The sequence below is a fragment of the Georgenia sp. SUBG003 genome (genome assembly GCF_000715355.2).
Lineage (GTDB): Bacteria > Actinomycetota > Actinomycetes > Actinomycetales > Actinomycetaceae > Georgenia.
Genome location: NZ_CP180204.1, coordinates 2707161 through 2718483, shown reverse-complemented (window position 1 = coordinate 2718483; position 11323 = coordinate 2707161). Strand labels below are relative to the sequence as shown.

9 protein-coding genes are annotated in these 11323 nt (G+C 72.3%); 2 read left to right on the top strand and 7 right to left on the bottom strand.

Features of this window, described 5'->3' with window-relative positions; all coding sequences use genetic code 11:
- Nucleotides 1-55: 55 nt before the first annotated feature.
- Genes DA06_RS13830 through nuoL form a run of 3 tightly spaced genes read right to left on the bottom strand, consistent with a single transcriptional unit; the run spans nucleotide 56 to nucleotide 3600 of the window.
- Nucleotides 56-1168 carry a complex I subunit 4 family protein gene (locus DA06_RS13830; RefSeq protein ID WP_418608010.1) on the bottom strand — a complete coding sequence of 371 codons (1113 nt, stop codon included), beginning with the start codon at nucleotides 1166-1168 and terminating at the stop codon, nucleotides 56-58.
- A complete protein-coding gene (locus DA06_RS13825; RefSeq protein WP_418605271.1) occupies nucleotides 1102-1638 on the bottom strand; it encodes a hypothetical protein in 537 nt (178 codons plus the stop codon). The genes DA06_RS13830 and DA06_RS13825 overlap by 67 nt, the downstream gene beginning before the upstream one ends.
- 27 nt (nucleotides 1639-1665) lie before the next feature.
- Nucleotides 1666-3600: an NADH-quinone oxidoreductase subunit L gene (gene nuoL / locus DA06_RS13820; RefSeq protein ID WP_418605270.1), complete on the bottom strand. Its 1935-nt coding sequence runs from the start codon at nucleotides 3598-3600 to the stop codon at nucleotides 1666-1668.
- 158 nt (nucleotides 3601-3758) lie between these two features.
- Here nuoL and DA06_RS13815 point away from each other — a divergent pair, with 158 nt between their 5' ends.
- Entirely contained in the window at nucleotides 3759-5330 is a 1572-nt protein-coding gene (locus DA06_RS13815; RefSeq protein WP_043501013.1) for an aminopeptidase P family protein, read from the top strand.
- Nucleotides 5331-5397: 67 nt separating this feature from the next.
- On the opposite strand, the gene DA06_RS13810 is transcribed toward DA06_RS13815, so the two are convergent.
- Complete coding sequence (locus DA06_RS13810) at nucleotides 5398-6252, bottom strand: sugar phosphate isomerase/epimerase family protein (RefSeq protein WP_052436752.1); 855 nt, start codon at nucleotides 6250-6252, stop codon at nucleotides 5398-5400.
- The gene (locus DA06_RS13805; RefSeq protein WP_418605268.1) at nucleotides 6249-6419 is read right to left on the bottom strand and encodes a hypothetical protein; all 171 of its coding nucleotides are present in this window, start codon (nucleotides 6417-6419) and stop codon (nucleotides 6249-6251) included. Before DA06_RS13805 ends, DA06_RS13810 begins: the two co-directional genes overlap by 4 nt.
- A 29-nt stretch (nucleotides 6420-6448) precedes the next feature.
- Between DA06_RS13805 and DA06_RS13800 the strand changes: the two genes are divergently transcribed.
- The gene (locus DA06_RS13800) at nucleotides 6449-7936 is read left to right on the top strand and encodes a 3-hydroxyacyl-CoA dehydrogenase family protein (protein WP_418605266.1); all 1488 of its coding nucleotides are present in this window, start codon (nucleotides 6449-6451) and stop codon (nucleotides 7934-7936) included.
- On the opposite strand, the gene pflA is transcribed toward DA06_RS13800, so the two are convergent.
- Nucleotides 7930-8739, bottom strand: a complete 810-nt coding sequence (pflA, locus tag DA06_RS13795) for a pyruvate formate-lyase-activating protein (RefSeq protein WP_043501003.1) — start codon at nucleotides 8737-8739, stop codon at nucleotides 7930-7932. The two genes, DA06_RS13800 and pflA, sit on opposite strands and share 7 nt — an antisense overlap.
- A gap of 242 nt (nucleotides 8740-8981) precedes the next feature.
- The gene (gene pflB, locus DA06_RS13790) at nucleotides 8982-11252 is read right to left on the bottom strand and encodes a formate C-acetyltransferase (protein WP_043501000.1); all 2271 of its coding nucleotides are present in this window, start codon (nucleotides 11250-11252) and stop codon (nucleotides 8982-8984) included.
- Nucleotides 11253-11323: the final 71 nt, after the last annotated feature.

Here is an 11323-nt window from a genome sequence, read left to right as displayed (position 1 = left end):
AGGATCAGCGTCGGGGCGAGCGCGGCCCAGTCGATTTCCGGGGCGACGAACGTGTTCACTTGCTGCTCCCCTCCTCCGCGGCGCCCGCCGGGAGGTTTCCGCCGTCGGCGGTGTCGATCGAGCTTGGCTGGGTGATGGCGAGGTCGGCCGCCACCGGGGTGACGGCCTCGATGACGGGCGCCGGGTAGAAGCCGAGGAAGAGCATCGCCGCGACGAGCGGCGCCAGCACGGCCTTCTCCCGGCCGCCGAGGTCAGGCGTGCGCAGGAGCTCGGGCCGGGCGGCTCCGGTGAAGATCCGCTGGTAGGGCAGCAGGATGTACACGGCCGCGATGATGACGCCGAGCACCGCCACGGCGGCGGCGACGATGGACACCCGGTAGGTGCCGAGGAGCACGAGGTACTCCGGCACGAAGCCGCTCAGCCCGGGCAGGGCGAGGGAGGCCAGGCCGGAGACCAGGAAGGTGCCGGCCAGCACCGGGACCACCCGCTGCATGCCGCCGTAGGCCGGGATCTGCTGCGTCCCGCCCCGCTGGGTGAGGAAGCCCGAGACGAGGAAGAGCGCGGCGATGGAGACGCCGTGGGCCACCATGTAGAGCATCGCCCCGGTCAGCGCGACCTCGTCGCGGATGAAGATGCCGAGCACGATGAAGCCGAAGTGGCTCACGGAGGTGAACGCGACCAGGCGCATGATGTCCCGCTGCCCGACGGCGAGCAGCCCGCCGTAGATGATCGAGACCAGGGCCAGGGCGATGACCACCGGCGCCGCCCACCGGGAGCGTCCGGGAACAGCGGCAGGCACAGCGTGATCATCCCGAACGTGCCGACCTTGTCGAGGACGCCCACGAGCAGCACCGAGGCACCCGGGGGGCGCCTCCTGCGCGGTGTCCGGCAGCCAGGTGTGCACCGGCCACATGGGTGCCTTGATCGCGAAGGCGATGAAGAACGCGAGGAAGAGCAGCCGCTCGCCGGTCGCGGAGGTCTCGACGTTGCCGACGAGGTTGTCGATGAGGAAGCCCTGCTCCCCGCCCGGGCCGACGAGGTAGAGCGCGACCACGCCGACGAGCATGACCAGGCCGCCCGCCAGGGAGTACAGCAGGAACTTCAGGGCGGCGGTGCGCCGGCGCGGGCCGCCGTAGTTCCCGATGAGGAAGTACACCGGGACCAGCATGGCCTCGAACAGGATGTAGAAGAGGAACACGTCCCGGGCGGCGAAGACGGCCACCATGAGCGCCTCGAGGGCCAGCACCAGGGCGACGAAGCCCATCTGCCGCCGCTCGAGCACCGCGCCGGCGGGGACGGCCTCCTGCTCGCGCCAGGCGGCCGCGAGGACCAGCGGCACCAGGAACACCGAGAGAAGCACCAGGCGAGGCCGAGCCCGTTGACGCCCAGGGCGTAGGAGACGCCGAGCTGCGGGATCCAGGAGGCGAGCTCGGTGAGCTGGACCTCGCCGGCGGCGCCGAGGTCGAACTGGGTGGCCATCGCCACGGCGCCGACCAGGACCACCAGGGACACCGCCAGCCCGTACGGGCGGGCGACCTTGTGCAGCGGGCGGACCAGCCAGAGCACGGCCGCCGCCGCGAGCGGCACCACGATCAGCAGCGTCAGCCAGGGCAGGGCTGCCTCGTTCATCGCATTCATCAGTTTTCCTCTACCTCTTCCCGGACCTCAGACTCGCGAGGCGAGGACGACGACCAGGCCCAGGACGACACCGCCGAGAACCATCCCGGCGTAGGAGCGGACGTACCCGTTCTGGACCCGGCGCAGCAGGCCGCCCATCCCGGAGGTGCCGCGGGCGACGCCCATCACCGCGCCGTCGACGACCGCCGCGTCCGCGTAGACCAGGGACCTGGTCAGGTACTGGGAGGGCCGCATGAAGGCGCCCTCGTTGACGTTGTCCTGGTACAGGTCCTGGCGGGCGGCCCGCGTGAGCGCGGACCCCGCCGGGGCGACGACCGGCACGGGGCGGGCGCCGTACATGCGCCACGCGACCAGCGCGCCGACCAGGACCAGGACGATGGTGGCGACCATGATCACCGGCACCGGGAGGACCGGCTCGTGGTGCTCCGCGTGGCCGGTGACCGGCTCGAGCCAGGTGACGAATCCGCCGCCGAGGTTCATGAGGAACCCGAGCGCCACGGAGCCGACGGCCAGGACGATCATCGGGACGGTCATGAGCAGCGGCGCCTCGTGGGGGTGCTGCTCGGCGCCCTCCTCCGCCGTCGTCCATCGCTTCTCGCCGTGGAAGACCATGAAGAACAGCCGGGACATGTAGAACGCGGTGATCCCGGCGCCGACCAGGGCGACGGTGCCGAACACCCACGCCTGCCAGCCCTCGGAGGCGAACGCCGTCTCGATGATCTTGTCCTTGCTCCAGAAGCCGGACAGGCCGGGGAAGCCGATGATGGCGAGCCAGCCCATCATCATGGTGATCCACGTGATCTTCATGTAGCGGCTGAGAGCGCCGAAGCGGCGCATGTCGACCTGGTCGCTCATGCCGTGCATGACGGACCCGGCACCGAGGAACAGGCCGGCCTTGAAGAAGCCGTGGGTGACGAGGTGGAAGATCGCGAACGCGTAGCCGACCGGGCCCAGACCCGCGCCGAGCATCATGTAGCCGATCTGGGACATGGTCGAGGCGGCGAGCACCTTCTTCATGTCGTCCTTGGCGGATCCCACGATCGCACCGAAGAGGAGCGTGACCGCACCGACGATCGCGACGACGAGCAGCGCCGTCGGGGCGCCGTTCAGGATCGGGCCGGAGCGGACCATGAGGTACACGCCTGCGGTGACCATGGTGGCGGCGTGGATCAGCGCGGAGACCGGCGTGGGGCCCGCCATGGCGTCGCCCAGCCAGGCCTGCAGCGGGAACTGCGCCGACTTTCCGCACGCGGCGAGCAGCAGCAACAGTCCGATGGCCGTGAGCACGCCCTCGTTCGCGCCCTCGGCGGCGGGCAGCACGGTGGCGAGGTCGACGGCGCCGAAGCCGGCGAACATCGTCATCATCGCCAGCAGCAGGCCCACGTCGCCGACGCGGTTCATGATGAACGCCTTCTTGGCGGCCACGGCGTAGTCGAGGTTGTGGTTCCAGAACCCGATGAGGAGGTACGAGGCCAGGCCCACGCCCTCCCAGCCGACGAAGAGCAGCGCGTAGCTGTCCGCCAGCACGAGGAGCAGCATCGCCGCCACGAAGAGGTTGAGGTAGGCGAAGAACCGGCGCCGGTCGACGTCGTGCTCCATGTACGCCACCGAGTACAGGTGGATGAGGGAGCCGACGAAGGTCACCAGCATGACGAACGTCATCGACAGCGGGTCCAGGCGCAGCCCGGCCTCGACGGTCAGCTCGCCGGCGGGGATCCAGCTGAACAGCCGCTGGTCGATGACCCGCTCCTCCGCGGGCAGCCCGAGCAGCTGCACCAGCACCGCCAGGCCGACGGCGAAGGAGACGACCGGGGCGAGCACCCCGAGCCAGTGGCCCCAGCGGTCGGAGCGGCGTCCGAGCAGCAGGAGCACGCCGGCGGAGACCAGCGGCGCGGCGACCATGAGCCAGGCGAGGGTGGCCGCACCGGTCGGCGCGGCCGCCGCGCGGCACCCGGTGCGCACGGAACGCCGCCCGCACCCGGCGGAACGCCCGCACCCGGCGCTCGCCCGCGCCCGGCGGAACGCCCGCTCCAGGCGCAGGTGCCTGCACCGGCCCAGGTGCCCGCACGCGGGACACCCGGCGCACCGGGCCGGACAGCGGCAGTGCGAGGATGGCAGCCATGACCGAGTCGCAGACCCCCACTCCCGAGGAGCAGCCGCTGACCGAGCGTGGCTCCAACCGCTCCCAGCGCCCGACGAGCCAGGCGTTCCGCACGTTCATCGCCGACGGCTGGGGCTCGCGTCCCGACGCCCTCCCCGAGCGCTCCCCCGCCGCCGACCACGCCGCCGCGCGCCGGGCCGCGCTCGGGCGGCTCTTCCCCGGGGAGCGGCTCGTGGTTCCCGCCGGGCAGCTGGTCACCCGCAACAACGACAACGACTACCGCTTCCGCCCGCACTCGGCGTTCGCGCACCTGACCGGGCTGGGCACCGACCAGGAGCCGGACGCCGTGCTGGTCCTGCACCCCCTCGGCGAGGACGACGGCGCCGCCACCTCCGCCGCCGGCGGCGCCTCCCCCGACGACACCCCCACCCACGAGGCCGTCCTGTACTTCCGGCCGCGCGCGGGCCGGGACACCGAGGAGTTCTACGCCGACTCCCGCTACGGCGAGCTGTGGGTCGGGGTGCGCCCCTCGCTCGAGGAGATCTCCGCCCTGACCGGGCTGCGTGCCGAGCACGTCGACTCCCTCGCCGACGCCCTCGCCAAGGACGTCGGCGCGGGCCAGGTCCGGGTGCGCGTGGTCCCGCAGGCCGACGCCGCCGTCGAGGCCCAGGTGGCCACCTTGCGCGCCCAGGCAGGGCTGAGCGAGGGCGCGGCGGACTCGGACGCGGCCCTGGCGGAGGCGCTGTCGGAGCTGCGGCTGCGCAAGGACACGTACGAGATCGGCGAGGTGCGGGCGGCCGTCGCCGCCACGGCGAAGGGGTTCGAGGACATCGTGCGCAGCCTGCCTCGCGCCGTCGACCATCCCCGCGGCGAGCGGGTCATCGAGGGCGTCTTCGGCGCCCGGGCGCGCGAGGAGGGCAACGGCCTCGGCTACGACACGATCGCCGCGGCGGGGAACCACGCGAACACGCTCCACTGGATCCGCAACGACGGCGCCGTCCGAGCTGGCCAGCTGGTGCTGGTCGACGCCGGGGTGGAGGTCGACTCGCTCTACACCGCGGACGTCACCCGCACCATCCCTGTGGACGGCACCTTCACCGAGGCCCAGCGCAGGGTCTACCAGGCGGTCCTGGACGCCGCCGACGCCTCCTTCGCCCGGGCCGGGCAGCCGGGGGTGAAGTTCCGTGACCTCCACGCCGCCGCCATGGAGGTCCTCGCGGCCCGTCTCGCGGAGTGGGGCATGCTGCCCGGCACCGCCGAGGAGTCGCTGGATCCCGAGGGGCAGTACCACCGCCGCTGGATGGTCCACGGCACCAGCCACCATCTGGGCCTCGACGTCCACGACTGCGCCCAGGCTCGCCGCGAGATGTACCTGGACGCGGACCTCGAGCCCGGCATGATCTTCACGATCGAGCCGGGGCTGTACTTCCGCGAGGACGACCTCAAGGTCCCCGAGGAGCTGCGCGGCATCGCCGTGCGCATCGAGGACGACATCCTGGTGCGCGAGGACGGCTCCGTGGAGAACCTCTCCGCCGCCCTTCCCCGTACCCCGGACGACGTCGAGGCATGGATGGCCCGGCTGCGCGGCTGAGGCCCGGGCCGGACCCCGAGGCTCAGCCCTCCTCGGGGGCCGGCACCACGGGGCCCGACCCCGAGGCTCAGCCCTCCTCGGGGGTCAGTGCCACGGGGCCCGGGCCCCGCTCACGTGCACCCGACTCGAGGTGCTGCCGCGCGAAGGACAGCGAGTCCGCCAGCGCCGACCGCCGCCCCACCGAGGACATCTTGCGGGTGTTGACCTCGACGACGACGGCACCGTCGAAGTCCCGGGCGCCCAGCATGTGCAGCACCTCCGCACAGGGCTGGTCCCCCTGCCCGGGCACGAGGTGCTCGTCCATGAAGCTCACCGTGCCGTCGGCGAGGTGCAGGTGCGCGAGCCGGTCGCCGAGCTCGTCGGCCATCGCCAGCGCGGCGTCCGCGTCCATGCCGGCGGTCGCCGTGTGGGAGAGGTCGAGGGTGACGGAGCGGTAGTCGTGCTCGAGCGGGTCCCAGCCGGGCAGGTAGGCCTGCATGACGCGCTCGCGCTTCTTGGAACGCGCCCGCCACGGGAACATGTTCTCGACGGCGAGCCGCATCCCGTCCAGGCGCTCGCGCTCCGCGACGGCGCCGACGAAGTGCTCGGCGTACGAGCGCTGCCACCGGAACGGCGGGTGCAGCACCACCACGTCCGCCCCGACGTCGTGCGCCAGCTCCGTCGCCCGGTCGACCTTGTCCCACGGGTCGTTGCCCCAGACGCCCTGGGTGAGCAGCAGCGTCGGGGCGTGGATGCTCAGCACCGGCAGCTCGTACTGGTCGCTCAGCTCCCGCAGCCGGCGCTCGTCCTGGCTGTCCGGGTCCCGCAGGACCATGACCTCGACGCCGTCGTACCCGAGCTGGCTGGCGAGGGTGAAGGTCTCCTCGACGTTGCCGGGGTAGACCGACGACGTCGACAGGCCCACCGGTATCCCACGGCTCATGCCCGCGGGCCCGCCTGCCCCGGCGTCTCTCCGTCCTTGCCGGCGTGACGCTCGAGGTCTTCCAGGCGCAGCCCGTACCGGGGCCGCTCGTCGGGTCGTGAGCCGAACTCGGTCGGCTTCGTGGCGCCCTCCTCCGCGCCGGAGGGCGGAGCGGCGGGTGCCTGCACCCCGGCTGCGTCGGCCGGTGCCTGGCCCGGTGACGGGGTGGCCTGGACGGGCGACCCGCCCGCGTGCCGGCCGTGCGGCGCCTGCTGCCCGTACGGACCCGGCTGCCCGGACGGCGCCTGCTGCCCGTACGGACCGGCTGCCCCGACGGCGCCTGCCGTCCGTACGGACCCGTCGGCGCGCCGGGGGGCCCGCCGCGCTCCGGGCGCTGGAGACGGTCGAGACCGCCCACGGGCTCTCCCGCGCGGACGCCTTCGCCCTCGAGGATGACGCGCTCGTCGATCTCGTGATGAGCGACCAGCTGCGCGCGGGGCTGTACGCGTTCGACCTGCTCACCCGCCGTGCGAAGAAGCCCGCCGGCCGTCCTGCGGACGTCGAGCCGCGGGAGATCCGGTCGGTGGGCGTGGCCGGTGCGGGCCTCATGGCCGGGCAGCTCGCCCTGCTGCTCGCCCGGTCGCTCCGCGTGCCGGTGACCATGCGCGACCTCGACGACGAGCGGGCCCGGAAGGGCCTGGCGGCAGTCAACGCCCAGATCGACCAGGACGTGACCAAGGGGCGCCTGACCGAGGAGGACGCCGACCGCCTCCGTCCGCTCCTGCGCGCGACGTCGGACCTCTCCGAGCTGGCCGGCGCAGACCTGGTGATCGAGGCGGTGTTCGAGGAGCTCGAGGTCAAGCGGCGGGTCTTCGCCGAGCTCGAGGACGTGGTCGCACCGACGGCCGTGCTCGCCACCAACACCTCCGCGCTGTCCGTCACGGCGATGGCGGAACACCTGCGCCACCCCGAGCGGGTGGTGGGCCTGCACTTCTTCAACCCGGTCGCGATGATGCCGCTGGTGGAGGTGGTCCGCGCGGAGTCCACGGACGAGACCAGCTACGCCACCGCGTTCGCCGTCGCGCAGGCGTGCCGCAAGACCGCGGTCGCGGTCGCCGACGCGCCCGGGTTCGTGGTGAACCGGCTGCTGATCCGGCTGCTCGGAGAGGTCCTCGGGGCCCTCGAGGAGGGCACGCCCGTCACCGAGGCGGACGCGGCGCTGCGGCCCATGGGGCTGCCGATGGGCCCCTTCCAGCTGCTCCAGCTGGTCGGGCCCGCCGTCGCCCGGCACGTGCTGGTCTCGCTGCGCGAGGACCTCGGCCCGCGGTACCCCGACTCTCCCGGCCTCGCCGCGGTCGTGGCGTCGGGGCGCAGCTTCGTCGTCGGCGAGGGACGCCCGAGCGCGACCTCGCCGCTGGACCCGGCGGTCGGCGAGCTCTTCGGCGCGCGTCGGGCGCCGCGGCCGCCGGACGCGGACGCGCTTCTCGACCGGGTGCGCAGGGCCCTGGCGGAGGAGACGAGGCTGCTGCTCGACCAGGGGGTCGCCCGGGACGCGCAGGACGTGGACCTCGCGATGATCCTCGGCGCCGGCTGGCCCCTGCACCTCGGCGGGATCACCCCGTACCTGGACCGCACAGGCGCCGCCGAGGCGGTGACCGGCAAGCGCTTCCACGAGCCGGGGGTGGCGAGCCTGCCGGCTCAGTAGACGCTCAGCTCCCGCTCACGGAACTGGCCCCGCACGCGCTCGACCAGCTCCGGCTCAGGCGCGGGCGTGTCGCCGAGCTCGTACGTCATGCCGAGCCTGTCCCACTTGTCACGCCCCATCTGGTGGAAGGGCAGGACCTCGACCCGCTGCACGGTGGCGAGCGTGGCCACGTGGTCGGCGACCGCCTCGACGTTGTCGTACGCGTCGGTCAGTCCCGGCACGAGCACGAACCGGATCCACATGGCGGTGCCCCGCTCCGCGAGCCGGCGCGAGAAGTCCAGGGTCGGCTGCAGGTCCCGGCCGGTGGTGCGGCGGTAGGTCTCGGGCAGCCCCGACTTCACGTCCAGCAGGACGAGGTCGAGGTCGTCGAGCAGCGCCTCCGACGCGTGGGCGCCGAGGAACCCGGAGGTGTCGATGGTCGTGTGCACGCCCATCTCCTTGGCCCCGCGCAGCAGTCGACCGAGGAAGGCAGGCTGCATGAGCGGCTCGCCGCCGGAGACGGTGAGTCCGCCGCCCGTGGCCCGGAACACGGGCAGGTAGCGGCGCACTCGGGACAGCAGGGTCTCGACGGCGACCGGCTCGCCGTCCTTCATCTTCAGCGTGTCGGGGTTGTGGCAGTACAGGCACCGCAGCGGGCATCCCGCGAGGAAGACCGTCAGGCGGGTGCCCGGGCCGTCGACGGCGGTCACCAGCTCCCACGAGTGCATGGAGCCGATCTGGCCCGCGCGCACCGCCGCGAGGTGCTCCGCGTGGGACGTCTCGCCGGCGACCGCGATCCCGGCGGTGCCGGCCGAGCGGCGCAGCCGGGGGGACGTTGTCCTCGGGCACCGGCTCGTAGAAGCCGTTGATGCCGTCGGGGGCTACGACGCCGGTGGCGGGGGCGCCGAGGATGGCGGTCATCGTTCCTCCTGGAGGGTCGGGCTGCGCGGGCGGTGCGGTACCTGTGCGGCCGGCCGCCGGCCGCGCCGACGGGTGGTACCTGGAGGACCGGAGCCGGCCCGCCCCGGTGAGGGTACGGGGCGGGCACGGCTCCGGCGTCGTCGGGTCAGACCGTGCCGTGGAAGGTGCGCGAGATGACGTCGAGCTGCTGCTCGCGCGTCAGCCGCACGAAGTTGACCGCGTAGCCGGAGACCCGGATGGTCAGCTGCGGGTACTTCTCCGGGTTCTCCATCGCGTCGTAGAGGGTGTCCCGGTTCAGCACGTTGACGTTCATGTGGTAGCCGTCCGAGCCGGTGTAGGCGTCGAGGAGCCCCACCAGGTTCGTCGTCTGCTCCTCCGGCGTGCGGCCGAGGCCCGAGGGCACCACGGTGTTCGTCAGGGAGATCCCGTCCTGCGCCTCCGAGTACGGAAGCTTCGCCACCGAGAGCGCCGAGGCGAGCATGCCGTGGGAGTCGCGGCCGTTCATCGGGTTGGCGCCGGGCGCGAACGGCTCGCCCGCGCGGCGGCCGTCCGGCGTGTTGCCGGTGTGCTTGCCGTACACCACGTTGGAGGTGATGGTCAGGACCGACTGCGTGTGCACGGAGTCCCGGTAGGTCGGCAGCGCACGGATCTTCTCCATGAACTTCTCGACGATGGCGACCGCGATCTCGTCGACCCGGTCGTCGTCGTTGCCGAACATCGGGAACTCGCCCTCGACGTCGTAGTCCACCACGAGCCCGTCCTCGCGCCGCACCGGGCGGACCGTCGCGTAGCGGATGGCCGAGAGCGAGTCGGCGGCGACGGACAGACCGGCGATGCCGCAGGCCATGGTCCGGAGCACGTCCTTGTCGTGCAGCGCCATCTCGAGCCGCTCGTAGGCGTACTTGTCGTGCATGTAGTGGATGCAGTTCAGGGCGTCGACGTACGTCTCGGCGAGCCAGTCCAGCAGACTGTCGTACTTCGCAGCGACGTCGTCGTAGTCCAGGACGTCACCGGTGACCGGCTCGGACGCCGGCGCGATCTGCTTGCCGGAGATCTCGTCGCGGCCGCCGTTGATCGCGTACAGCAGCGCCTTCGCCACGTTGACGCGGGCACCGAAGAACTGCATCTGCTTGCCCACGGCCATCGGAGAGACGCAGCAGGCGATGGCGGAGTCGTCGCCCCACGCGCCGCAGATCTGTGCGTCGGACTCGTACTGGATTGCCGAGGTGTCGATGGAGACCTGCGCGCAGAACCGCTTGAACCCCTCCGGCAGACGGTCGCTCCACAGCACCGTGAGGTTCGGCTCCGGGGCGGGGCCGAGGTTGTAGAGGGTCTGGAGCATCCGGAAGGAGTTCTTCGTGACGAGCGTGCGCCCGTCCTCACCCATGCCGCCGATGGACTCGGTCACCCACGTCGGGTCGCCCGAGAACAGCTCGTCGTACTCCGGGGTCCGCAGGAACCGCACGATGCGCAGCTTGATGACGAAGTCGTCGATCAGCTCCTGCGCCGCGGACTCGGTGAGCACGCCGTCGGCGAGGTCGCGCTGGAGGTAGACGTCGAGGAAGGTCGAGGTGCGGCCGAGCGACATGGCGGCGCCGTTCTGCTCCTTCACGGCACCGAGGTACGCGAAGTAGAGCCACTGAATCGCCTCGCGGGCCGTGGCGGCCGGCCGGGAGATGTCGTAGCCGTACGAGGCGGCCATCTCCTTGAGCTCCTCCAGCGCCCGGATCTGCTCGCTGTTCTCCTCGCGGTCGCGGATCACGTCCTCGACCGAGCGCTTCGCGTCGAGCTCGGCCCGCTCGGCCTGCTTGGCGGCGACCAGCGCGTCGACGCCGTACAGGGCGACGCGGCGGTAGTCGCCGATGATGCGGCCGCGGCCGTAGGCGTCGGGCAGGCCCGTGACGATGTGCGCGCTGCGGGCTCTGCGCACGTCCGGCGGGTAGACGTCGAAGACGCCGGCGTTGTGGGTCTTGCGGTACTTGGTGAAGATCTCCTTCACGACCGGGTCGACCTCGTAGCCGTAGGTCTTCAGCGCTGTCTCGACCATGCGCCAGCCGCCGTAGGGCATGATCGCGCGGCGCAGCGGGGCGTCGGTCTGCAGGCCGACGATCAGCTCGTCCTTGCGGTCGATGTAACCAGGCGCGTGGGCGGTGATTCCGGCCGGGGTCCTCGCGTCGACGTCGTAGACGCCCTTCTCGCGCTCCTCCGGGAACATCCCGGACAGGACGTCCCAGATGTGGGTGGTTCGCGCGGTTGGCCCGGCGAGGAAGCTGGCGTCACCGGTGTAGGGCGTGTAGTTGCGCTGGATGAAGTCGCGGACGTCGACGGCGTCCTGCCAGGCGCCCGGGGCGAACCCCCGCCAGGGCTGCGCCGGCACGTCCGGCGTCCCCGCGTGGTTGACGGTCGTGGTGGCCATGTTCCTGCCTCCTCGTGCGGGCCCGCAGCTCTTGCGGCCCTCTCGAGAACAACGCTAGGAACCGGGCGGAT